Annotated in this window: 21 protein-coding genes; 13 read left to right on the plus strand and 8 right to left on the minus strand. The window is 32.4% G+C overall.

Annotated elements, in window-relative coordinates; translation table 11 throughout:
- The first annotated feature begins 101 nt into the window (after positions 1 to 101).
- The 3 genes from ACFWU4_RS05115 to ACFWU4_RS05125 all read left to right on the plus strand — a co-directional run bounded on the left by ACFWU4_RS05115 (position 102) and on the right by ACFWU4_RS05125 (position 4,611).
- On the plus strand, positions 102 to 2,330 hold the full coding sequence (locus ACFWU4_RS05115) for a S9 family peptidase (RefSeq protein WP_411125523.1): 2,229 nt from the start codon (positions 102 to 104) through the stop codon (positions 2,328 to 2,330).
- 25 nt (positions 2,331 to 2,355) lie between these two features.
- Positions 2,356 to 3,945, plus strand: coding sequence for a peptide MFS transporter (locus ACFWU4_RS05120; RefSeq protein WP_411125525.1), 1,590 nt, complete (start codon positions 2,356 to 2,358; stop codon positions 3,943 to 3,945).
- Between the two features lie 105 nt (positions 3,946 to 4,050).
- Complete coding sequence (locus ACFWU4_RS05125) at positions 4,051 to 4,611, plus strand: thioredoxin family protein (protein WP_411125526.1); 561 nt, start codon at positions 4,051 to 4,053, stop codon at positions 4,609 to 4,611.
- A gap of 5 nt (positions 4,612 to 4,616) precedes the next feature.
- On the opposite strand, the gene ACFWU4_RS05130 is transcribed toward ACFWU4_RS05125, so the two are convergent.
- The gene (locus ACFWU4_RS05130) at positions 4,617 to 6,605 is read right to left on the minus strand and encodes a ComEC/Rec2 family competence protein (protein WP_411125528.1); all 1,989 of its coding nucleotides are present in this window, start codon (positions 6,603 to 6,605) and stop codon (positions 4,617 to 4,619) included.
- Positions 6,606 to 6,675: 70 nt separating this feature from the next.
- Positions 6,676 to 7,185: a C40 family peptidase gene (locus ACFWU4_RS05135; RefSeq protein WP_411125530.1), complete on the minus strand. Its 510-nt coding sequence runs from the start codon at positions 7,183 to 7,185 to the stop codon at positions 6,676 to 6,678.
- Positions 7,186 to 7,264: 79 nt separating this feature from the next.
- On the opposite strand from ACFWU4_RS05135, the gene ACFWU4_RS05140 reads away from it, so the two are divergent.
- Positions 7,265 to 7,603 (plus strand): hypothetical protein, encoded by a 339-nt coding sequence (locus ACFWU4_RS05140; RefSeq protein ID WP_411125532.1) that lies wholly within the window; start codon positions 7,265 to 7,267, stop codon positions 7,601 to 7,603.
- Here ACFWU4_RS05140 and lpxB read toward each other — a convergent pair.
- Genes lpxB through surE form a run of 3 tightly spaced genes read right to left on the minus strand, consistent with a single transcriptional unit; the run spans position 7,596 to position 9,805 of the window.
- Complete coding sequence (gene lpxB / locus ACFWU4_RS05145) at positions 7,596 to 8,708, minus strand: lipid-A-disaccharide synthase (RefSeq protein WP_411125534.1); 1,113 nt, start codon at positions 8,706 to 8,708, stop codon at positions 7,596 to 7,598. The two genes, ACFWU4_RS05140 and lpxB, sit on opposite strands and share 8 nt — an antisense overlap.
- The gene (locus ACFWU4_RS05150) at positions 8,709 to 8,993 is read right to left on the minus strand and encodes a hypothetical protein (RefSeq protein ID WP_411125536.1); all 285 of its coding nucleotides are present in this window, start codon (positions 8,991 to 8,993) and stop codon (positions 8,709 to 8,711) included.
- 41 nt (positions 8,994 to 9,034) lie between these two features.
- The gene (gene surE / locus ACFWU4_RS05155) at positions 9,035 to 9,805 is read right to left on the minus strand and encodes a 5'/3'-nucleotidase SurE (protein WP_411125538.1); all 771 of its coding nucleotides are present in this window, start codon (positions 9,803 to 9,805) and stop codon (positions 9,035 to 9,037) included.
- Between the two features lie 166 nt (positions 9,806 to 9,971).
- On the opposite strand from surE, the gene ACFWU4_RS05160 reads away from it, so the two are divergent.
- Both ACFWU4_RS05160 and ACFWU4_RS05165 read left to right on the plus strand, forming a co-directional pair.
- Positions 9,972 to 12,146, plus strand: coding sequence for a carboxy terminal-processing peptidase (locus ACFWU4_RS05160; RefSeq protein ID WP_411125540.1), 2,175 nt, complete (start codon positions 9,972 to 9,974; stop codon positions 12,144 to 12,146).
- 7 nt (positions 12,147 to 12,153) lie between these two features.
- The gene (locus tag ACFWU4_RS05165; RefSeq protein WP_411125542.1) at positions 12,154 to 13,248 is read left to right on the plus strand and encodes an ABC transporter permease; all 1,095 of its coding nucleotides are present in this window, start codon (positions 12,154 to 12,156) and stop codon (positions 13,246 to 13,248) included.
- Here ACFWU4_RS05165 and ACFWU4_RS05170 read toward each other — a convergent pair.
- From ACFWU4_RS05170 to ACFWU4_RS05180, 3 genes are all read right to left on the minus strand, one after another.
- On the minus strand, positions 13,238 to 13,933 hold the full coding sequence (locus ACFWU4_RS05170; RefSeq protein WP_411125544.1) for a hypothetical protein: 696 nt from the start codon (positions 13,931 to 13,933) through the stop codon (positions 13,238 to 13,240). The two genes, ACFWU4_RS05165 and ACFWU4_RS05170, sit on opposite strands and share 11 nt — an antisense overlap.
- 12 nt (positions 13,934 to 13,945) lie before the next feature.
- Complete coding sequence (yihA, locus tag ACFWU4_RS05175) at positions 13,946 to 14,557, minus strand: ribosome biogenesis GTP-binding protein YihA/YsxC (RefSeq protein ID WP_411125546.1); 612 nt, start codon at positions 14,555 to 14,557, stop codon at positions 13,946 to 13,948.
- Positions 14,558 to 14,619: 62 nt separating this feature from the next.
- Positions 14,620 to 15,384 carry an alpha/beta fold hydrolase gene (locus tag ACFWU4_RS05180; RefSeq protein ID WP_411125548.1) on the minus strand — a complete coding sequence of 255 codons (765 nt, stop codon included), beginning with the start codon at positions 15,382 to 15,384 and terminating at the stop codon, positions 14,620 to 14,622.
- A 284-nt stretch (positions 15,385 to 15,668) separates the two neighbouring features.
- On the opposite strand from ACFWU4_RS05180, the gene mraZ reads away from it, so the two are divergent.
- The 7 genes from mraZ (at position 15,669) to murD (ending at position 23,466) form a co-directional block, all read left to right on the plus strand.
- Complete coding sequence (mraZ, locus tag ACFWU4_RS05185) at positions 15,669 to 16,139, plus strand: division/cell wall cluster transcriptional repressor MraZ (RefSeq protein ID WP_411125550.1); 471 nt, start codon at positions 15,669 to 15,671, stop codon at positions 16,137 to 16,139.
- On the plus strand, positions 16,126 to 17,022 hold the full coding sequence (rsmH, locus tag ACFWU4_RS05190) for a 16S rRNA (cytosine(1402)-N(4))-methyltransferase RsmH (RefSeq protein ID WP_411125552.1): 897 nt from the start codon (positions 16,126 to 16,128) through the stop codon (positions 17,020 to 17,022). Before mraZ ends, rsmH begins: the two co-directional genes overlap by 14 nt.
- A gap of 29 nt (positions 17,023 to 17,051) precedes the next feature.
- Positions 17,052 to 17,369 (plus strand): FtsL-like putative cell division protein, encoded by a 318-nt coding sequence (locus ACFWU4_RS05195; RefSeq protein WP_411125554.1) that lies wholly within the window; start codon positions 17,052 to 17,054, stop codon positions 17,367 to 17,369.
- A gap of 98 nt (positions 17,370 to 17,467) precedes the next feature.
- Positions 17,468 to 19,429 (plus strand): penicillin-binding protein, encoded by a 1,962-nt coding sequence (locus ACFWU4_RS05200; RefSeq protein WP_411127230.1) that lies wholly within the window; start codon positions 17,468 to 17,470, stop codon positions 19,427 to 19,429.
- Positions 19,426 to 20,889, plus strand: a complete 1,464-nt coding sequence (locus tag ACFWU4_RS05205) for a UDP-N-acetylmuramoyl-L-alanyl-D-glutamate--2,6-diaminopimelate ligase (protein ID WP_411125556.1) — start codon at positions 19,426 to 19,428, stop codon at positions 20,887 to 20,889. The genes ACFWU4_RS05200 and ACFWU4_RS05205 overlap by 4 nt, the downstream gene beginning before the upstream one ends.
- Positions 20,890 to 20,893: 4 nt before the next feature.
- Positions 20,894 to 22,135, plus strand: coding sequence for a phospho-N-acetylmuramoyl-pentapeptide-transferase (gene mraY / locus ACFWU4_RS05210; RefSeq protein WP_411125557.1), 1,242 nt, complete (start codon positions 20,894 to 20,896; stop codon positions 22,133 to 22,135).
- Complete coding sequence (gene murD / locus ACFWU4_RS05215; protein WP_411125559.1) at positions 22,135 to 23,466, plus strand: UDP-N-acetylmuramoyl-L-alanine--D-glutamate ligase; 1,332 nt, start codon at positions 22,135 to 22,137, stop codon at positions 23,464 to 23,466. Before mraY ends, murD begins: the two co-directional genes overlap by 1 nt.
- Positions 23,467 to 23,502: the final 36 nt, after the last annotated feature.

Consider the following 23,502-nt stretch of genomic DNA (forward strand, 5'->3'; position numbering starts at 1 on the left):
CTCTCATTATTGCTGATTTACTCATAATTATAACGTTTTTTTGCATTATTTTTAGTAAACTTGGCATTGCTATATTGAAAAAAAAGCATAAGACTTATTATATGAAATTAAGACACTTCATTGCCATCATAGGATTTTTAACGACCTCTTTAATTTATTGTCAAAATCAGCAAATTACACTCGAAGATATTTGGAGTGGAGCCTTTAGAACGGAAGGCATGCAAGCTTTGCATTCTATGAAAAACGGAAAGCAATATTCAGTTTTAAATTTTAATCGAACTACAAGAACAGCAACAATCGATATTTACGATTATAAAACACTAGAAAAAGTAAAAACCTTAGTTTCATCCGCGGACATCGCAGAGATTCAAGGTTTTTTTGATTATACCTTTAGTGATGATGAGTTGCAAGTTATCCTAACTACTAATGAAGTGCCAGTATTCAGACGTTCGCGATTAGGTGAGTATTATGTTTACAATATTGCGTCTAAAAAATTAACCAAAGTTTCCGATGATTTGGTACAAGAACCAACGCTGTCACCAGATGGAACAAAGATAGCTTATGGTTTTGAGAATAATCTTTATGTAAAAGATTTAAGTTCAGGAAAAGTGATGGCGCTAACATCAGATGGTGAAAAGAACAAAATTATTAATGGTATTACGGATTGGGTATATGAAGAAGAATTTGCTTTTGTAAGAGCTTTTGATTGGAATGCAGACAGTAACCAAATTGCATTTATTCGTTTTGATGAAACTGAAGTGCCAGAATTTTCAATGGATGTTTTTGGATCAGGGCTCTACCAAACACAGCAAGTATTTAAATACCCTAAAGCTGGTGAAGCTAACTCTAAAGTGTCTTTACATTTGTATGATTTAAATTCTGAAAAACTACAAGAACTTAAAGTGGATAAAGCCTATGCAGACTTTTATATTCCTAGGTTAGAGTGGACAAATGAAGCTAATGTTTTAAGTGTTCAGTATATGAATCGTCACCAAGACGAATTAGATCTTTGGATGATTGATACAAAAACAATGACTTCAGATTTAGTTTTAGAGGAAAAAGATAAAGCTTATGTCGATGTTACTTTCAATTTAACTTTTTTAGAAGATAATAGTTTTATTTGGACGAGTGAAAAGGATGGCTATAATCATATATACCATTATGCTAAGGACGGAAAGTTAATTAATCAAGTTACCAAAGGGAATTGGGAAGTGACGAATTATTACGGTTTTAATGAAAAAACAAATTCTATTTATTATCAATCCGTGGAGAACGGTTCTATTAATAGAGATATTTATTCCATAAAATTAAACGGCAAAAATAAAAAACGTTTATCAAAAACTGAAGGTACAAATAGCGCTTCATTTAGTGCAGACTTCACTTATTTTATAAATACACACTCTAGTGCTACGTCACCACCTGAGTATACTTTAAATAATTCTAAGTCAGGAGAAGTTGTTAAGAGTATAAAAGATAATGATAGATTAGCTCAAAAGGTTGGGGATTTTGTAACCTCAAAAAAAGAGTTTAGTACTATTAATGTTAATGGTAACGACTTAAACATGTGGATGATTAAACCTGCAAATTTTGATGCTACCAAAGCATATCCTTTATTTATGTATCAATATTCTGGTCCAGGCTCTCAGCAAGTAGCAAATCGTTGGAATGGTACAAATGATTATTGGTATCAAATGCTTGCGCAACAAGGTTATATTGTTGCTTGTGTAGACGGAAGAGGTACTGGATTTAAAGGCGCTGATTTTAAAAAAGTAACACAAAATGAATTAGGTAAATACGAAGTCGAAGATCAAATAGAAGCTGCAAAAAAGTTGGGAGCTCTACCTTATGTAGATGCAACTAGAATTGGAATTTGGGGTTGGAGTTATGGTGGTTTTATGAGTAGTAATGCTTTATTTAAAGGAAACGACGTATTTAAAATGGCAATTGCTGTAGCGCCTGTTACAAGTTGGAGATTTTATGATTCTATTTATACAGAACGATATATGACGACTCCGCAAGAGAACCCAAGTGGTTACGATGAAAATTCACCAATTAATCATGTAGGTAAATTAGAAGGAGACTTTTTACTAATCCATGGCTCTGGTGACGATAATGTGCATTTACAAAATACCATGCGTATGGTAGAAGCTTTAATACAAGCCGATAAGCAATTTGAATGGATGATATACCCAGATAAGAATCACGGTATATATGGTGGAAATACAAGACTGCATTTATATAAAAAGATGACAAATTTTATTAATAAGACTTTAGGTGATAAGCTAGAAAAGAATAAGGAAGAGAAGGAAGCATCTAAGATTAAAGGATAAAAAATAACTAACTAAATTAATATATATGGAATTTAAATTCGGAGGTTCAGCAGAGAACCAAAAAACAGTATTGGGCCACCCTTCTGGTCTATTTGTTTTGTTTTTTACTGAAATGTGGGAGCGTTTCTCTTATTATGGAATGCGCGCATTATTGGTTTTATTTCTAGTATCTACAATATTAGATGGTGGTTGGGAATGGAGTAGAGCAGATGCATTAGTTCTTTACGGATGGTACACAGGTTTAGTTTATATAACACCTATTATCGGTGGTTTTATAGCTGATAAATTTATGGGATATAGGAGAGCAGTCGTTCTTGGAGCATTTATTATGACATTAGGACATGCAGCTATGGCTCTAGAAGGTATGACTTCAATGTTTTTTTATGCAGGATTAACATTTCTAATTATTGGAAATGGTTTTTTTAAACCGAACATTTCATCAATGGTTGGTCAACTATATAAGAGTCAAGGAAAAGAAAAAGATGCAGGATACACTATTTTTTATATGGGTATTAACGCAGGTGCATTTTTAGGTATTTTACTTTGTGGATATATAGGAGAAAATATTGGATGGCATTATGGGTTTGGTTTAGCAGGAATATTCATGTTTTTAGGAATGTTACAATTTTTCTTTACTCAAACCATATTTGGAAAAATAGGTTTGTCACCTAAACAAAGCGAAGATTTTGAAGATGTTATAGAAGATAGTGTTGAAAAATTAGAAGATAATGTTGAGGATTTAATTGAAGAGGCAGAAAGTTCTAAAGTAGTTAGGGATCGATTATTTGTAATTGGTATTTTCTCTCTATTTGTAGTGTTTTTTTGGTGGGCTTTTGAGCAAGCAGGGGGATCTATGACTATTTTTGCTGCTGACTATACAGACAGAGCTTTAGAAGGTAATGCAGCATTAACTTTTAAAATTGTAAATACGATAATAACTATTGTGCCAATGATTGTAATAACTTGGGTTCTTGCTATGTTGTTCAAACAAACTTTTAAGAAATATGCCTTAGCAAATATCTTACTCGCACTAAGTTTTATCATTATTTGGGGAATAGTAATTTGGATGTTGAATAGAGAATTTCAGGCTGATACAACAGAAGTACCGGCTTCTTGGTTCTCAGTATTAAATTCATTATTTATTATTCTTTTTGCACCACTTTTTTCTAAACTTTGGGAAAGTAAATATAATCCTTCAGGACCAATTAAGTTTGCAATAGGTTTGCTTTTAGTTGGACTTGGATTTGCGGCATTAGCTTACGGTTCTGCAGGAATACCTGATGGGGCGAAAACAGCTTCAGTTAGTTTAATTTATTTAGTAATTGCATATTACCTGCATACTATGGGAGAACTTTGTGTGTCACCAGTAGGATTGTCTTATGTGAGTAAGTTAGCACCAGTTAAATTGGTAAGTATGATGTTTGGTATTTGGTTTACAGCAAATTTCTTCGCTAATCTTTTAGGTGGATTTACAGGAAGTTATATGGATCCAATTATGGAGGAGCATGGCCTAAGTACTTTCTTTTTAATATTTACTATTATTCCAATAGCAGCAGCGGTAATTATGTTTTTATTAAACCCAATGCTGAAACGCAAAATGCATGGAATAGATTAGTGCTAAACCGTTAAAATAACCTAAAATGCTCCCTTAAAGGAGCATTTTTTGTAAGTTAGGCACAAGAATTGCAACAAACGAGTGACTGGAATAAATTCAGATAAAATGAAAAAAATAGGATTAATACTATTGGTAGTGCTACTAGCATCATTTAAACCAATAACCAAAGACATAGAGGGCAAAATTAATTGGGTAACGATTGAAGAGGCTTTAGAGCTTCAGAAGAAAGAACCGAGAAAGATAATAATGGATGTTTATACCAACTGGTGTGGTCCATGCAAAATGCTAGATAAAAATACCTTTGGTAATAAAGATGTGGCTAATTATGTAAATAAAAATTATTATGCAGTTAAGTTTAATGCAGAGGGTAATGATAAAGTTACATTTAAAGATAAGTCGTTTAGTAATCCAAATTTTGATCCTGCAAAAGTTAATAGACGCAATAGTCCACATGAGTTTGCTAGATTTTTAAAAGTAAGAGCTTATCCTACCATGGTATTTTTAGATGAAAACGCTAATTTAATTTACCCAATAACGGGCTATTTAAAACCACAACAATTAGAGTTATATCTAAAAATGTTCAAGACTGACAAACATAAGGATATGGATACCCAAGAAAAGTTTAATGAATACTATAAAGCTTTTAAGCCAACGTTTAAAGAATAATTACTTTAGTTAAGAAAAAAGGCTCCTTTTTCATACGTATAATGAAATGGGATTTTTTTATTTCTACAAGTCGTCTTCCAGCGTGTTACGTAAGATTTATAGTTACTTGCATCTATGATTATTTTTTCAGGTTGTAGACTGTCAATAACTCTGTTGAGATTTAATTTGGGCGAGTTTCTTAATAAAATATAATTTGGTTTAAAGGATATGTTTTTATAGATAGCTAAACTATCAATTACTAGAATAGTTTTATTTTTAAATCTGTAAATAGATTGTAAACTATCGGTCGAAACAGAATCAATCAATTCACCAACTTTATAATTTCTAATCACATTGTCCGTTTGTTGTTTTAAGCTATCTAAATTATGATGTACAAGTAATTGATCATTTTGTCTTTCGCCAATTATGGAAAAACGACTCTTATTAAAGATTATAAAGTCATCCTTATTACTTGCGAAGCTATTGTAAATCATTATACTTTGAAAAGCAATGATACCAAAAAGACAAAAACTAACCCATTTAAAAGCTTTGGTTTTATAGATTTTAACTAATGCTATAATTATAAAGTAACTTATAAGTACTTGCAAAATCGTAAAGGGTATATCTCTGAATAGAAAATCTTCAAACTGAGCCACCCACGCAATAAAATTATTTAGACTTTCAATAATGTAGCTATATGTAGTAACTACAAATTCTGGAAGTATGTTTAAAAGTGCCAACACAATTACTAATAATCCAAACCCTAAAATAAGCCCTAAAAAGGGAATAACAACAATATTAGAAATAAAGAACAATCCTGGGAACTGATGAAAATAAAACAAACTGATAGGAACAACACCAGCTTGTGCCGCTAAGGTCACTGTAAATATTTGCCATAATTTATCGCTTACTAAAAATTTAGGCTTCCAGAGTTTATAAATTATGGGTTGAACACTGACAATACCAAGAACTGCTAAGTAGCTCATTTGGAAGCCAACTTCAAAGAGAAATGTAGGCTTAAAAAGGAGTATAATAAATGCTGAAATCACTAAAGTGTTATAAATATTAGCAGGTCGTTTTAAATGCATGGCAATGCTTATAACGCTAAACATAGTAACAGCTCTCGTAACTGAGGGTGATAAACCTGCAATTATAGCAAATGACCAAAGTATAATTATTAAAACTAATGGTCTTATATAATTACCATATTTAAGATAGAGTAGAGGTCTGAACAAAAAATTAAGAATCCATAATAAAACCCCTACATGCAAACCAGATACAGCAAGAATATGAATCGTTCCAGAATTCACATAATTATTATAAATCGTTTTATCGATGGTCTGGCGTTGGCCTAGCAATAAAGCATTAATAATACTAAGTTCTTTATCTTTGAATCCGGCATCCATCAGGCGTAAATTAATTTGCGTTCTTAATGCATCAGCATAACCATAAATTGTGGTTTTAGAATTTGATATTAGTAGTAATTCGTCAGATTCTAGATAGGTTTGATGATAAACCTGCCTTAATTTTAAATATTTACTATAATCAAATTGATGCGGATTTAATGGTTTTTGAATAACTTCAAACTTAGAAGACGTATAGATTAAATCGTCAACAGAAAGAGAATTATTGACACTATTGTGATTAATATTGATTAATAATTTTCCAGAGGCTTTCTTACCGTTAATTGTATTTATGGCAACAATGTATTTATCGTTATAGCTGTCTGTCTTGAGACGTTCTTTAATTCTAAAGGTGACATTATTATAATTTTCTGAAATATTGAGATGGCTGTAATGATCTTTTTGAAGTTTCTCATTTTCTATAGCATATGTCATCATGCCAACTCCTACCATGCAGAGATAAGCTAAAATTCCAAAGAATGGTGAGTCATTTACTTTCCCTCGAAGAATTAACCAGTAAATACTTAAGAGTAAAATTAAACCAATAATTATATACAGAAGGGATTGAAAACTAAATTGAATGTAATGTGCTAAGATGATTCCAAGAATCAAACAGAGCGTCAGTTTTATGATTATAAAATTTAGTAATTTCATAATATTGAATTACTAATATAAATAAACATTATAACAAACGTCTCGCCTGCACAAAAGCAAAGTACCAATATTTTTCAGCTAAAGAAGATACCATTACACCTCTGCTACTAGACGCATGTATAAATTCTACATTACCAGGTCTAATGTTGGTGACAATACCAACATGGTTAACTTTTCGGCTATTTTTTTTAGTGGCAAAAAATACTAAGTCACCAACGTTTACTGCTTTAAGGTCCACCCAAGATCCAGCACTTTTCAAACCAGATGTTGTCCTTGGTACACTAATATTATGTTTATTAAAACTAGTATAAATTAGACCAGAGCAGTCCATACCTCGCTTTGTGGTTCCCCCATATTTATAACGTGTACCATTAAAAGTTTTTGCAAATTTAACAATGCTTTCAGCCTCTTTTGTAGGTTTTATAGTAGTGTTAACTTTTACGGTATGTGTTTGTTTGTTTTTACTTGAGTACGCTTTTTTAGATTTACAATTACAAAGAAGTACGACTAAAAATAAAAATGGTAAGAGACGATTCATTTAACTTTAAAGTAGGTGAAAAGGTTTAATCCCGAAATTAATAAAAAAGATGCTCACTTTTTTATAAATTTATATAACTATGATAATATTAATTGTTAATTCAGATCTAGATAATTCTATAATTACATGTTTCGTGGCTGTAATTGCCAGTATGTTTTTAATTAAAGGATTGAAACAAAAATTAAAATCTATTAAGTTTAGTATCCATTCTTTTCAGAATGATGATTTAAAAAACCACATTAGTAATTATGCATTAAACTTTGAGAATAATATCGTTGTAATTAAATCATTTGGCATTAAAACTAAATTTACAGCAATTTTAGTTACACTAATAATTATAGTATTTCCATTGTACGAGTTTATTGAAACCTTAAAACCTCAAAGTTTTATTGCAGACTGGTCATGTTTTCCTAATTAATTATAGCATCATAAATTAATTGAGCTGCTGTTTCACTAGCTCCTCTACCACCAAGTTTCTTCTCTAATTCATAATAATCTATAAAGAGTTGTTCACGTTTTTTGGACTCTAAAATAGAAGTAAGTTCTTTTTTTAAGCGTTTCTTGTTTAAATCTCCTTGAATCAGTTCGGTAACCACTTCACGATCCATTATTAAATTAACTAGTGATATGTATTTTAGAGTAATAATACGTTTTGCAATTTGATAGGATATTGCATTTGCCTTATAGCATACAACTTGAGGAACTTTATATAAAGCTGTTTCTAATGTAGCAGTACCAGATGTAACTAAAGCGGCATGAGAAATACTTAAAAGATCGTATGTTTTATTAGAAATAAAATTCACATTATCTTGTTTAATGAAGTTTTTATAAAACTCAAAATCTTGGCTAGGGGCACCAGCAATTACAAATTGATATTCTGTAAAATCATTCACTACACTTAGCATAACTCCAAGCATTTTGGTGATTTCTTGTTTTCTACTTCCTGGTAATAATGCAATTATAGGTTTTGCACTTAGTTTATGCGATTTTCTAAACTTAATTTCTTCAATTTGTGACCTATTTGCAATAGCATCTATCAATGGATGGCCTACAAAGTTAATCTCATAGTTATACTTTTTGTAAAATTCTTTTTCAAAAGGCAGAATGCAATACATAGCATCTACATCGCGCTTAATTTTTTCGACACGACTAGCTCTAGATGCCCAAACTTGTGGAGAGATATAATAATGCGTTTTAAAATTTTTGGTTTTTGCCCATTTAGCTATGCGCAAATTAAACCCTGAATTATCAATAAAAATAATAACATCGGGTTGGTAGGAGTCAATATCTTTTTTACAAAATTTTATATGGCCAGTTATTTTTCTAAGATTGAAAATTACTTCGGCAAAGCCCATAAACTGACGTTCTTTGTAATGAACAACTAGTTCTCCACCAACGCTTTGCATTAAGTCGCCTCCCCAAAATCTAATAGAAGCTTTTTTATCTTTTTTAAATAAAGCTTTCATTAGGTTAGAGCCATGTAAATCTCCTGATGCTTCGCCAGCAATAATATAATATCGCATTTAATTAAAAAATTTAATAACCATAGTTATTATAAAAACAAGTAAGGTAGCAATAAGTACTCCTCTAGCTCTGAGATCTTGGTTTTTCTTTAGAAATAAGAAAAAAGCACCGAGATTTAGTAAGGCACCAATACTCATAAGTTTAGTTAGAAACCCTTCAGAGATAGATTGTCTAATAACTTCTCCCCAATCGTCTGATTTGCCAAAAATTTGAATGGCAATTATTAATCCAAAAGATGCAGAGATAAGCCCAACTGCAAATCCTATTAAAATTTCTTTTTTCATTTATACAGAATTTATTCTAGCGTATAATTTTAGTTTGAAATCTATTTTAAATTCCAAGTATTTAAATTTTGTATGGCATGATGTGCTGTTAAATCAAATTGAACAGGAACAACGGATACATAGCCATTCTCTAAAGCCCACTCATCTGTATCCTCGCCATTATCCATATTAACAAATTTACCTGCAAGCCAATAGTATTCTCTTCCCATTGGGTTTGTGCGCTTATCAAATTCTTCAACCCAATTAGCACGAGCCTGTCTGCATATTTTAATACCTTTAATCTTGTCTTTTTCTAAATTAGGTAAGTTGACATTTAAAACCACTCCGTCTGGTAGACCATGTTCTAAGACTTGCTTAGTAATGATTTTAATAAATGATGTGCAATGGTCAAAATTCGCATTCCAATTATAATCCAATAAGGAGAATCCTATTGCCGGAATACCTTCTATACCAGCTTCTAATGCTGCACTCATGGTTCCAGAATAAATTACATTAATAGATGAATTTGAGCCATGATTTATTCCTGAAACACAAATATCCGGCTTTCTTCCTAAAATTTCTCTTACAGCAAGTTTTACACAATCAGCAGGTGTGCCAGAACAACTATATTCTTGTTGATTACCGTCAATATTTATCTTTTCTAGGTGTAATGTAGAATCTATAGTTATAGCGTGGCCCTTGCCACTTTGCGGACTGTCCGGTGCTACAACAACAATTTCTCCAATAGTCTGCATTACAGAAATAAGCATTCTAATTCCTGGTGCAGTAATACCATCGTCATTAGTTATTAAAATTAAAGGGCGTTTTGGCATTTTCTATAAAATTAAGATACTGTAAAAGTACTAAAAAGCTTACGAATGAATGTAATAACTCGCTTTAACAAAAAATTAGTGCCTTGATTTTTTATGGCACGGTTTTTTCTTCTATTTTAGTACATTATTGAAACCTACTTTAATACAAGTAAAAAATATAAATAGAATGAAAGGGAATTATAAGTTTTTGTTGTTGGCGCTATTAATAGCTTTTGCCTCATGCAGTTTCACGAATAAGACATTCGAAGATCCAGATAAAGATAAATTACTAATTCAGTTAATTACTTATGTCTTAGATCAAGGTCATTTCGACCCACAAGAGTTAAATGATGATTTTTCGGCTAATGTTTTTGATGACTATTTAAGCCAATTAGATCCGTTTAAACGTTATTTCTATGCTTCTGATATCGAGGAATTTAAGGCTTATAAAAATCAGATTGATGATCAGTTAAAGTCATATGATTTATCTTTCTTTAATCTTACTCACAATAGGTTAATACAGCGAATTGAGGAATCGAAGAAATTATATGCAAATATATTGGAGAAACCTTTTGATTTTTCTAAAGATGAGGCATACTCTGCAGAGTATGAAAAATTGACCTATGTTAAAAGTAAGCGAGAGATGAAGGAGCGCTGGAGACAACAACTTAAGTTTTCCACCATAGCTAATTACGATGATGCCTTATCAGAGCGAAATTCTGATTTATCAGCAAACAATCTTCCTGAAAGCGTTTTTTCTGCATCTGATGAAAAGAGCATGGCTAAAGAGAAAAAATCTTTGAAGCAAGTTGAGGAAGAAGCAAGAAATGAGACAAAGCAATCTTTAGATGATTTATATGATTTTATTAAAGATAGACAACGTAAAGATTGGTTTGCCGTATATATTAATGCAGTGGTAGAAGAGTTTGATCCTCATACATTCTATTTTGCTCCAGAGGATAAAGATCGTTTTGATGTAGCTATGTCTGGTAATTTTGAAGGTATTGGGGCGCGTCTTCAAAAAAAGAGAGATGCTATTATAGTTAATGAAATTATTAGTGGTGGTCCAGCATGGAGAGCAAATGAATTAGAAGTTGGTGATCAAATAGTTAAAGTAAAACAAGAAGATGAAGAAGAAGGAGTAGCTATTGTTGGTATGCCTTTAGATGAGGCAATTAAGTTTATTAAAGGTCCAAAAGGAACAATAGTAACGTTGACTTTAAAGAAAGTTGATGGAACAGTGGAAGATATAACCATTAAGAGAGATATTGTTGAACTTGAAGAAACCTATGCTAAATCATCTACAGTAGAAAAGGATGGAAAAACATTTGGGGTAATTAATTTACCAAAGTTTTATATAAACTTTGAAGATTACAATAAACGTAATGCTGCATCAGATATTAAGCAAGAAATTGTTCGTCTTAAGGAACAAGGTATGGAAGGTTTAGTTTTAGATTTAAGAAATAATGGCGGAGGCTCTTTGCAGACGGTTGTAGATATTGTTGGATTATTTATAGAAGATGGACCGGTTGTGCAAGTGAAGACGACAGGGGAACCTAAAGAAATTTTAAGTGATAAAGACAAATCTATAATTTGGGATGGGCCATTAGTTATAATGGTAAATGAATTATCAGCGTCAGCATCCGAAATTTTAGCTGCTGCCATGCAAGATTATAAACGTGCAATTGTAATAGGTAGTAAACAGACATATGGCAAAGGAACTGTTCAGAATGTGTTAGATTTAAACAGAATGGTACGTAATAACTCTAATGGAGATATGGGAGCTTTAAAGTTTACCACTCAAAAGTTTTATAGAATCAACGGTGGTTCAACTCAATTAGAAGGTGTTAAGAGTGATGTTGTTGTTCCAGATCGTTATAGTTACATCGATATTGGAGAAAAAGATCAAGAAAATCCATTGCCATGGGACGAAATAGATGCTGTAGATTACGAGTTTTGGGGAAATTATTTTGATTACGATTCTACAATCGAAAAAAGTAAGGCGCGTATGGCATCAAATGAGCAGTTAAAGTTGATTGATGCAAATGCTCAGTGGGTAAAGAAAATAAGAGATAGAGATATCTATTCGTTGAATTATAATAAGTATAAAAAAGAAATGGAGCTTAATGAAGAAGAAGCAAAACGTTTTGAAAAACTATCTCAATATAAAACAGATCTTACATTCAATTCTTTACCATATGAGTTAAATTTAATGGAGAAAGATTCTGTTTTAAAAGAAAAACGCAGACGCTGGCATGTTAGCCTAGCGAAGGATGTTTATATAGAAGAGGCATTAAATGTGCTTAACGACCTTAAAATGACTTATGCTATAAAGAATAATGTAGCAAATGTGAAGAATTAACTCTTAAATGAGAAACCAAAGTAATTCACTTACAAGTTTAGCGCTTCAAAAGTTTAGAAAAAACTTTTGGGGCGTTTTTAGTTTGATTATAATTGGTTTTATTGGTTTAGTTTCTGTTTTTGCCTACGTTTTTGCGCCAGATGCTTCTAAAAATGCTAACCAAATGCATTTGTCAATTCATTCGAAGTCTCCTGGCTTTAAAGTTGAAATATTAACCATACCATCTGGTATTGAGACTAATCAAAACTTTTTTACAAAAGTATTCTTTGGAAAAGAAAATACAGATACAGAGATTCCTATTCAATCTTATTTGGTTAAAGATGGAGTTTTAAATTATGTAGAATACGCTTCAGATGGATTACAAGGTTTGGAAAAACAAGTATCATTAATAAAATTTCCTGATAAGAAGTATCAAAACCATATAGATAATCGAAGCTTTATTTTTGGAACAGATAAATATGGAAGAGATTATTTGAGTCGAATTTTAATAGGCTCTCGTATATCTTTTTTTATTGGTTTTGTGGCTGTGTTTATCTCTCTAATTGTTGGGTTGCTTATGGGAAGTTTAGCAGGTTATTATGGTGGAAAAATTGATGCATTTATCATGTGGATAATAAATATCACATGGTCTATTCCAACTTTGTTATTAGTTATAGCCATCACTTTAGCTTTGGGTAAAGGATTTTGGCAAGTTTTTATCGCGGTTGGCTTAACGATGTGGGTAGAAGTTGCTAGAGTTGTCCGTGGTCAAATAATTAGTACTAAAGAAATGCAGTACGTTACAGCCGCTAGAGCTTTAGGTTATAACGATTACAGAATCATCACAAAACATATATTGCCAAATATTTTTGGGCCGTTAATCGTAATTTCGGCAGCTAATTTTGCAGCTGCGATTTTAATAGAGAGTGGTTTAAGCTTTTTAGGAATTGGCGCACAACCTCCTATGGCAAGTTGGGGAGCTATGATTAAAGATCACTACAATTATATTATATTAGGTAAACCCTACTTAGCTTTAATACCAGGACTTTGTATTATGCTATTAGTAATGGCGTTTATGCTTGTAGGTAATGCCATGCGCGATGCTCTAGATGTTAAAACCTAGTTTTAATAACATCTTTGTTTTCTTGAGATTGCTTAAAAAATAAAGACCAATTTTCTGGTTTTAAATACTCTGCAAATCGATCCGCACGATATTCACCATTTCTAACTAAAATCTCACCATTAGTTTTAATTGCGGCAAATGAACCACATAGTGCATTGTGGGTAAATAATTTTGATTTGAAAAAATTAGTTTTATCAGAAAAAAAGAATTCCTTTTTATTTTTAGGGTTATTCATAAGTACAATTCCTTCTTCAAATAAACAAATAAAGGTGATTCCTTTATCATTAAGTTCTTTCTTAATTGATTTAAGAAATTTTTTACGATTGTTAATTTTGTATCGACCCCATTTATTTTTTCTTTTTGATGAACAAAGGTCATTTTTAAAATAGTATTCAATAATTATAGTGGAGCTATCTGCAATCTTTTTTAAAATTGTTTTTTCGAGCTCCTCTTTAACTTTCGCGTAATCTGCCAACCCAAATAAATATTGAGGTCTTAAAATAGAGTATCTTATTTCTTTACTGTCAATAGAATCCCAACGACTAAAATTTCCTCGTTTCTTTCTGTATTCATTTAAGCTGATTGAATCTCCTTTTTCGTCTAAATAAATTCTTTCTTGGCCAAAACCTTTAATGGTAAAAAGTAAAGCAACAAAGATAAATATATGAAGTTCTATGTTTTTCAAGACGGATTGTGGTTACTTTTTTAGAGTCTCAATTTCTATATTGGTGTCGTTAATAAAACCTAAAACGTCTTCCTGTCCAATACTTTTTGATGATGATGTAACAAAATATGGAGGAAGCTCTTCCCAGAATTTCAATAATTCTTCGCAATACTCTTTTACGTGTTTGTCTATAGCCTTTGGTTTTAATTTATCTGCTTTAGTAAAAATAATTCCAAATGGAATTTCACTTTCTCCTAAATACTGCATAAATTCTAAATCAATGGGTTGAGGTTTATGTCTAATGTCTACTAAAACGAAAGCAGAAACCAATTGCTGTCGTTGTTCAAAATAGTTTGTTATAAACTTCTGAAATTTTTTCTTAGAAGATTTAGAAACTCGCGCATAACCGTAGCCTGGTAAATCCACTAAATACCAACTATCATTAATTATAAAGTGATTAATAAGTTGTGTCTTTCCGGGACGACCAGAAGTTTTTGCTAAACTTTTGCGATCTGTTAGCATATTAATCAAAGACGATTTGCCGACATTACTTCGTCCTATAAATGCATACTCAGGTAGGTCGTTTTTTGGGCATTTTGCCACTTCAGAATTACTAACAACAAATTCAGCTGATTTTATTTTCATAGGACTTCCTGTGAAGATAGGAATTTTTTAAAGTTATAATATATGCACAGTTTTTAAGAAAACTAAAGGTCTCTTTTTTTTAACCATCCATTTAGAATTTTATTAAATTCTTCAGGATGTTCCATCATAGCTGCATGTCCGCATTTATCAATCCAATAAAGGTCGGAGTCTGGTAATAAATCATGAAATTCCGTTGCAACTTCAGGTGGAGTTACGGTATCATTTTTACCCCAAATAATACAGGTTGGTGTATGCATTTTCGGCAAATCACTGGCCATATTATGTCTAATTGCGCTTTTGGCAATTGCTAAAGTTTTTATGAGCTTGTTTCGGTTGTTTACTGTTTCGTATACTTCGTCAACAATTTCTTTTGTGGCTACAGCCGGATCATAGAAAACATCCTGTGCTTTCTTTTTTATAACTTCGTAATCACTGCGCTTTGTGTAGCCGCCTCCCATTGCACTTTCATAAAGGCCAGAGCTACCTGTAATGATTAATCCTTTTACTTTTTTTGGGTATAACTTAGTGTGGTATAAACCTATGTGCCCACCTAATGAGTTGCCTAGCAGAATCACTTCGTCAAAACCTTTAAATTCTATAAAAGCTTTAAGGTAGTTGGCAAAACTCTTAACGTTTGTTTTGAGCAAAGACATAGTGTAAATAGGGAGTTCTGGTATGATAATCTTATACCCATTAGAACTAAAGTAGTTAGTGACAGCATCAAAATTACTGAGCCCTCCCATTAGTCCATGTAACACAATTATTGGTGTTCCTTCTCCTACTTCAATATATCTATAATCCTTTTCTTCTTTTAAAAGGTGTGCCATCTACAGGTTAGTGCTTTAGTGTTAAAAATCAAATATAACTAAATCCTTTTGAATATAAATAGATCTGTGATTTTTCGATTTTTCAAAATATCATTTTAGAGAAACTACTTGTTAATAATTCCCACTTTGAAGGTTCCACGTTGAATATTGATTCTATTGAGTTTGTATACATATTCCAAAATATAAAGACAAAACTTATTAACAAATGTGGGGGTAAGTGGTAAAATGTGGTAATTTTTTCAATATATTTGAATCTTAATCGTTTAAGTGGTAAACCGAGTCTGTTGAATTCATTTATAGGAACATACGAGTGTAAAGCTGATGCCAAAGGAAGGCTAATGATTCCGGCTGTTTTAAAGAAACAGTTGGCTGGTGCTTTGCAAGACGGGTTTGTATTGAAGCGAGCTGTTTTTCAACCGTGTTTGGAGCTTTACTCAATGACCGAATGGAATGCTATGATGTCTAAGGTTAATAAGCTTAATCGGTTTAAGAAGAAGAATAACGATTTCATTAGGCGTTTTACTGCTGGGGTAAAAATGGTTGAGGTTGATAGTGCTGGTCGTCTTTTAATCCCTAAAGATTTAATCAGTTTTTCAGGTATTTCTAAACAAGTTGTCTTAGCCTCTGCAGTTAATATAATTGAAGTTTGGGATAAGGATAAGTACGAACAAGCTATTGATGATGCTGCTTCAGATTTTGCTGATTTGGCAGAGGAGGTAATGGGACAAGAGGATAATGATGATGGGATATCATAATGCGGTTTTACTCAAAGAAACAGTAGATGGTTTAGATATAAAGCCAGATGGTATTTATGTAGATGTTACTTTCGGAGGAGGTGGTCATAGTAAAGAAATTTTATCTAGGCTAGGTGCAAATGGAAGGCTGTATGCTTTTGACCAGGATAAAGATGCCTTAGCTAATAGTATTGAAGACGATAGATTTGTTCTCATCAATGAGAATTTTAGATATATAAAGAGGTTCTTAAGATTTTATGGTGTTAAAGAGGTTGATGGGGTTTTAGCTGATTTTGGCGTGTCATCGCATCAGTTTGATGTCGCGGAACGAGGGTTTTCTACACGTTTTGAGGCGGATCTAGATATGCGAATGAATAGAGATAATAAATTGTCTGCTTTTGACGTGATTAATAACTATGATGAAGAACGGTTGAGAGTTGTTTTGTTTCAGTATGGTGAGTTAAGACAATCACCTGCAATGGCTAGAGTAATAGTTGCTGAACGCGCAAAAGAAGATATAAAAACAAGTAAGCAGTTGAAGTCAGTGCTAAAGCAATTTTTAAATCATAAAAAAGAGAATAAAGTTTTAGCGCAAATATATCAGGCAATTAGGATTGAAGTAAATCAAGAAATTGAAGTATTGAAAGAGTTGTTGCTTCAAACCCCTGAAATTTTAAAAACCAACGGTAGGTTAAGTTTTATATCATACCATTCTTTAGAGGATAGGTTGGTGAAACGTTTTATTAGAAATGGACTATTTGAGGGTGAACCAGAACGTGATGTATTTGGAAATTTTGAAGTGCCATTGAAGAAGGTTGGAAGGCTTATAGTCCCGACGCACGCTGAGATAAAACTTAATAATAGAGCAAGAAGTGCTAAACTTAGAATAGCTAAGAAATTGTAAAATGAGATTCTGAAGATAAAGAACCTTAAATGAAGAAAAATATATACGGCATATTACGTGGTAAGTTTTTAATCAGTGATGATTCATTTAAAAATTGGAGAATAATTCTTTTCGTTTCAGTCCTTGCCGTTATAATGATTGCTAGTTCGCATAGTGCTGATCAAAAAGTACACGACATAGCAAAATTGAGTAATGAAGTTAAGGAGTTGAGGTCCGCTTTTGTAGATGGACGCTCAAAATTAATGCGATTAAAAATGGAGTCGTCTATAATAAATAAAGTGGCAGAAAAGGGAATAGAAATTTCTGAAATCCCACCTACAAAAATCAGGGTTAAAGCGTCAAAATAGAAATTTTGTAGCTCTGACAATGAATTTTAAATTTAAATCAAACTTTGGCAACAACTGAAAATAACATATTAAACCGATTGTACTTTGTAGCAGGTTGCATGTTTGTATTCGCCTTAGCTGTGGTTTTTAAATTATGCACTATTCAGTTTATTCAAGGCGAGGAGTATAGAGAACTGGCCGAGAAACGAACAGTAAAAGATTTTGATATTGAGCCCAATCGAGGTAATGTTTATTCTGCAGATGGTAGTCTTTTAGCAACATCTATCCCTAAATATGATATTAGAATTGACGCTATTCAAGCTACTAAAGTGGTTTTTGAGGATCATATAGATGCCTTGGCAGATTCTTTAAGTGCGTATAAGGGTAAAAAATCTAGTTATTATAAAAATAGTATAAGAAAAGCTCGTAAAAATAAGAATAGATATTTTTTGCTAGCAAGAGATATTAGCTATTCGGATTACATAAGAATGCGCAATTTTCCATTACTTAATAAGGGAGCTATAAAAGGTGGGTTAATTGTAGAACAGACCACAAGGAGAGAACATCCGATGGGTGAAATTGCTTCTCGTTCTATTGGTTACGAGAGAATAGATGAGAATAATTATGCAACGAGAGTTGGTATTGATGGTGCATTTGGGGAAAAATATTTGCAAGGACATAAAGGAAAACGTTTAAAACAAAAAATAGGTAATGGTCAATGGAAGCCAATTGCCGATTTTGATCAGATAGAGCCTAGAGATGGATATGATGTTTACACCACTATAGATGTTAATATACAGGATATTGCTCATCATTCCCTTTTGGGTCAGCTTGAAAAGTATGAAGCTGAACACGGTTGTGTTGTTGTTATGGATGTTAAAACTGGTGAGATTAGAGCTATTTCTAATTTAGCAAAAACATCAAAAGGTACATATTATGAAAAATTAAACTACGCTGTAGGCGAAAGTCATGAGCCCGGCTCTACTTTTAAGGTAATGGCAATGATGGCTGCATTAGAGGATAAAGTTATAGATACATCAACCATCATAGATACAAAAAATGGAATTAAATATTTTTATGGAAGGACTATTAGCGATTCGCATCGCGGAGGTTATGGTAAGATATCAGCTGCAAGAACCTTAGAAGTATCTTCAAATATTGGATTGGCCACTATAGTTGATGACCATTATTCAAAAAAACCAGAAAAGTTTTTAGATAGATTGGGCAAATGGAAGCTAGATCAACCTTTAGGAGTATCAATAATTGGTGAAGGTAAACCAGATATACCACGACCAGGCGCTTCTAACTGGAGTAAGAATGCATTGCCTTCAATAGCTTATGGTTATAATCTTACGATGACACCTCTTCAGACTTTAGCCTTTTATAATGCTATAGCTAACAACGGCGAGTTAATAAAGCCACGATTTATAAGATCTGTAAAATCTTTTGATAAGGATATTGAGATTTTTGAAAAGGAGGTTCTTGTAAATAAAATTTGTTCTTCAAAGACATTGTCTGAAATTAAGGATATTCTAAAAAATATTATTATTCGCGGCACAGGTGAGCGCATGTACTCTGAAACATTTTCTATGGCAGGAAAAACTGGTACTGCAAGAACTGACTACGCTGACTTTGAAGAATGGAAAAAAGACAAAAAATATATTTCATCATTTGCAGGCTACTTTCCGGCTGATAATCCTAAGTATTCCTGTATTGTTGTTATACATAAACCTAGTACTGAAGTAGGCTATTATGGGGCAGATGTCTCTGGTCCTGTTTTTAAACGTATTGCTCAAAAAATTTATACAGATACACCAATTGTAGATGAGGTAAAATCTGTAGATTTTAAAAATACCTTGGTGAATAAGGATTTTGAAAACTACTTTGAAAATGCTCGTAAATACAAGGAGTTAATGCCAAGCGTAATAGGTATGCCAGCAATGGATGCAATTGCATTGCTCGAAAACCTTCAGGTTAATGTTAAGGTGAAATTAAATGGAAACGGAACCATTAAAAAACAATCTGTTGATAGACATAAGAAATTAGAGCCTAACCAAACAATTGTTTTAGACGCCTCATGATGGTTTTAAGAGACATATTGTATAAGGTTACTATTAATGCAGTTGTTGGCAGCACGACTTTGAAAGTTAATAAAATTGAATTTGATTCAAGGAAGATAAAAACTCAAGATGTTTTTGTTGCAATTTCTGGTACAATAACCGATGGACATAGATATATTGAGAGTGTTGTTGAGGCGGGAGCAATAGCGATAATTTGTGAGGTGCTTCCTAAAGTGCTAAAAGATGGTGTTACCTATATAGAGGTTGCGAACTCTAATCAAGCCTTAGCTTTTATGGCAGCAAATTATTACCAGCATCCTTCCTTAAATCTAAAACTTATTGGAGTTACAGGAACCAATGGTAAAACTACTGTAACAAGTCTGTTGTATCAACTTTTTAAAAAAGCGGGCTATAAGGTTGGTTTACTATCTACAGTAAAAATAATGATAGATAATACAACTTATAAAGCAACCCATACTACGCCAGATTCTTTAACAATTAATAAATATCTGAAATTAATGAATGATGAAGGTGTTGAGTTTTGCTTCATGGAAGTAAGCTCGCACGGCATTCATCAAAGAAGAACAGAAGGGTTAAGATTCGTCGGAGGGATTTTTACAAATCTATCTCATGATCATTTAGATTATCACGACACATTCGCTGAATATAGAGATGTTAAAAAATCTTTTTTTGATCATTTGCCTAAAGAAGCTTTTGCATTGTCAAATATAGATGATAAAAATGGTTTAGTGATGCTTCAGAATACAAAGGCTAAAACCTATTCCTATGCCCTTAAAACCTATGCTGATTATAGAGCTCAGATTTTAGAGAATCAATTTGGTGGTTTATTACTAAAGTTAAACGACAACGAGTTATGGACCAAACTTGTAGGAAGCTTTAATGCGTATAATATTTTGGCAATTTATGGAGCGGCTGAATTATTAGGTCTAGAAAAGCAGGAGGTTTTGAGATTAATCAGTGAGCTCGAAAATGTCTCAGGGCGTTTTCAATACTTTATTTCAAATGAAAACATAACGGCAATTGTTGATTATGCACATACGCCAGATGCACTAAAGAATGTTCTCGAGACTATCAATAGTATAAGAACAAAGAATGAAGATTTAATAACAGTTGTTGGTTGTGGTGGTGATAGAGATAAAACAAAAAGGCCTAAAATGGCTCATATTGCTTCAACTCTCAGTACAAAAGTAATTTTTACGAGTGATAATCCACGTAGCGAAATACCTGAGCGTATAATTGAAGACATGGAAGAAGGTGTTGAGCCTCAGAACTTTAAAAAGACGTTATCAATAACAGATAGAAAGCAAGCAATTAAAACAGCATGTCAAATGGCAGATTCTAGAGATATTATTCTAATAGCTGGAAAAGGTCATGAGACCTATCAAGAGATTAAAGGAGAACGATCTGATTTTGATGACTATAAAACCGTTCAAGAATTATTAAAACAATTACAAAAATAGATAGATGCTGTATTACCTATTTGAATATTTAGAAAAACAATTCCAATTTCCTGGAGCATCACTTTTTGGGTTTTTAACTTTTAGAGCGGCAATGGCAATTATACTATCGTTGTTAATTTCTACAATATTTGGAAAACGCATAATAAAATTCTTGCAAAAACAGCAAGTTGGTGAAACTATACGTGATTTAGGTTTGGAAGGGCAAGTTGAGAAAGCTGGCACGCCAACTATGGGAGGAATTATAATTATTCTGGCCACATTAATTCCTGTACTGCTATTGTCTAAATTAGAAAACATTTATATAATCTTACTTATAATTACGACCTTATGGATGGGAACCATTGGATTTATTGATGATTACATCAAAAAATTTAAAAATGATAAGCAAGGATTAAAAGGTAAATTTAAAGTTCTAGGACAGGTTGGTTTAGGGATTATAATTGGTGCTACTTTATACTTTCATAAAGATGTTACAATTAAGGAAGAACTGCCTACTGAAGAACAGCGCATTTTATTGGCTGAGAATCCTGATCTGCCAACAGCTCAGTTATTTGATGTGGCTGAGAAGTCTACAAAAACAACAATTCCTTTTGTAAAGAATAATGAGTTTGACTATTCTGATTTGATTACTTGGATAAACCCAGAGTTAGAAAAATATGCTTGGATAATATTCATTTTGGTTACCATAATAATTGTGACAGCAGTTTCAAATGGAGCCAATCTAACTGATGGAATAGATGGTTTGGCAGCAGGAACTTCAGCCATAGTCGTTTTAACTCTAGGGATTTTTGCATGGGTATCTGGCAATATCATATTCTCACAGTACTTAGACATTATGTATATCCCGCAAGTCGAGGAAATTACAATTTATATAGCAGCCTTTGTAGGTGCTTTAATAGGGTTTTTATGGTACAATGCTTATCCAGCTCAAGTTTTTATGGGTGATACAGGTAGTTTAACTATAGGTGGAATTATTGCAGTAATAGCTATTGCTGTAAGGAAAGAATGGTTAATTCCAATCCTATGTGGAATATTTTTAGCAGAAAATTTATCAGTAATGCTTCAAGTAAGTTACTTCAAGTACACCCGAAAAAAATATGGAGAAGGAAGAAGAATTTTTAAAATGTCTCCTTTGCACCACCACTATCAAAAATCGGGTTATCATGAAAGTAAAATTGTGACACGATTTTGGATTGTAGGTATTTTGTTAGCCATTATTTCTATAGTGACCCTTAAAATTAGATAATGAAACGATTTGTATGCATAGGTGGCGGAGAAAGTGGTGTAGGTGCAGCGTTATTGGCTAAAGCCAAAAACTACGATGTATTTGTTTCTGATAAAGGTGAGATAAAAAAAAAGTATAAAGACGTTCTTTTAAATAATAAGATTGAATTTGAAGATATGAAGCATACAGAATCAAAAATTCTGAATGCAGATATCATAATGAAAAGTCCTGGTATACCAGATAAAATTCCTTTAATAAAAGAAATTAGAGAAGCTGGTATTAAAGTAATTTCAGAAATTGAATTTGCTTCTATTTATACCAATGCAAATTTGGTTGCAATTACAGGTAGTAATGGTAAAACTATAACGGCAACTTTAACTGATCACATACTTAAACAAGAAATTGACGTTGGTTTAACTGGGAATATTGGTGAAAGTTTTGCGAAACAAGTTCTCGAAAATGATCATGAGAATTATGTCCTAGAGGTGAGTAGTTTTCAGTTAGATGATATCGAAACCTTTAAGCCATTCATAGCTGTTTTAACCAACATCACACCAGATCATTTAGATCGATATAATTATGAGTTTGAAAACTATGTTTCTTCAAAATTCAGAATTATAGAAAATCAAACTGACGAAGACTATTTCATTTATGATGCGGATGATCCAGTCATTTTAAATTGGCTAGATAATAATTCAATTAAATCCAAAATGTTGCCTTTTTCATTGACAAAAGTCATGCATGAGGGAGCTTATTTCGATACTAATAAGATAATAATAACAATAAATAATAACCAAATAATTATGCCAACAGAGAATATAACATTAGAGGGTAAACATAATATTAAGAATGCAATGGCAGCTTCTACTGTGGCGCATTTGCTTAAAATTAGAAAACAGACTATCCGAGAAAGTTTAGAGAATTTTCAGGGTGTAGAGCATCGTTTAGAGCATGTGTTAAAGATTAACAAGGTTCAATATATCAACGATTCTAAAGCAACAAATGTAAATGCAACTTATTTTGCTTTAGAGAGTATGGACGCACCAACTGTTTGGATTGTAGGTGGAGTAGATAAAGGTAATGACTATAATGAGTTGTTTCCTTTCGTAAACGAAAAAGTTAAAGCTATTATCTGTCTTGGTGTTGATAATGAAAAATTATTTGAGGCCTTTGGAAATATGGTTGATGTTATTATTGAAACTCAATATATGAGTGAAGCTGTTAAAATTGCCTATAAAGTGGCAGATGCAGGTGAAAATGTGCTGCTTTCTCCTGCTTGTGCGAGTTTTGATTTATTTGAAAATTATGAAGACCGTGGTCGACAGTTTAAGAACGCCGTACGTAATTTGTAGTAGGGTTTAATAAAGATGAATTAGGGACTCATTGAT

This window comes from Winogradskyella sp. PE311, from assembly GCF_046545555.1.
Taxonomy (GTDB): domain Bacteria; phylum Bacteroidota; class Bacteroidia; order Flavobacteriales; family Flavobacteriaceae; genus Winogradskyella.

Bases quoted from the DNA above. Each gene is read 5' to 3' on its own strand.
- lpxB (WP_411125534.1), bottom strand. From the start codon at position 8,708: ATGCGATATTATATTATTGCTGGCGAAGCATCAGGAGATTTACATGGC.
- ACFWU4_RS05205 (WP_411125556.1), top strand. From the start codon at position 19,426: ATGATGGTTTTAAGAGACATATTGTATAAGGTTACTATTAATGCAGTT.
- ACFWU4_RS05180 (WP_411125548.1), bottom strand. From the start codon at position 15,384: ATGGCACACCTTTTAAAAGAAGAAAAGGATTATAGATATATTGAAGTA.
- ACFWU4_RS05125 (WP_411125526.1), top strand. From the start codon at position 4,051: ATGAAAAAAATAGGATTAATACTATTGGTAGTGCTACTAGCATCATTT.
- rsmH (WP_411125552.1), top strand. From the start codon at position 16,126: ATGGGATATCATAATGCGGTTTTACTCAAAGAAACAGTAGATGGTTTA.
- ACFWU4_RS05165 (WP_411125542.1), top strand. From the start codon at position 12,154: ATGAGAAACCAAAGTAATTCACTTACAAGTTTAGCGCTTCAAAAGTTT.
- mraY (WP_411125557.1), top strand. From the start codon at position 20,894: ATGCTGTATTACCTATTTGAATATTTAGAAAAACAATTCCAATTTCCT.
- ACFWU4_RS05120 (WP_411125525.1), top strand. From the start codon at position 2,356: ATGGAATTTAAATTCGGAGGTTCAGCAGAGAACCAAAAAACAGTATTG.
- ACFWU4_RS05140 (WP_411125532.1), top strand. From the start codon at position 7,265: ATGATAATATTAATTGTTAATTCAGATCTAGATAATTCTATAATTACA.
- yihA (WP_411125546.1), bottom strand. From the start codon at position 14,557: ATGAAAATAAAATCAGCTGAATTTGTTGTTAGTAATTCTGAAGTGGCA.
- ACFWU4_RS05160 (WP_411125540.1), top strand. From the start codon at position 9,972: ATGAAAGGGAATTATAAGTTTTTGTTGTTGGCGCTATTAATAGCTTTT.
- ACFWU4_RS05150 (WP_411125536.1), bottom strand. From the start codon at position 8,993: ATGAAAAAAGAAATTTTAATAGGATTTGCAGTTGGGCTTATCTCTGCA.
- ACFWU4_RS05115 (WP_411125523.1), top strand. From the start codon at position 102: ATGAAATTAAGACACTTCATTGCCATCATAGGATTTTTAACGACCTCT.
- ACFWU4_RS05135 (WP_411125530.1), bottom strand. From the start codon at position 7,185: ATGAATCGTCTCTTACCATTTTTATTTTTAGTCGTACTTCTTTGTAAT.
- murD (WP_411125559.1), top strand. From the start codon at position 22,135: ATGAAACGATTTGTATGCATAGGTGGCGGAGAAAGTGGTGTAGGTGCA.
- ACFWU4_RS05195 (WP_411125554.1), top strand. From the start codon at position 17,052: ATGAAGAAAAATATATACGGCATATTACGTGGTAAGTTTTTAATCAGT.
- ACFWU4_RS05200 (WP_411127230.1), top strand. From the start codon at position 17,468: ATGTTTGTATTCGCCTTAGCTGTGGTTTTTAAATTATGCACTATTCAG.
- surE (WP_411125538.1), bottom strand. From the start codon at position 9,805: ATGCCAAAACGCCCTTTAATTTTAATAACTAATGACGATGGTATTACT.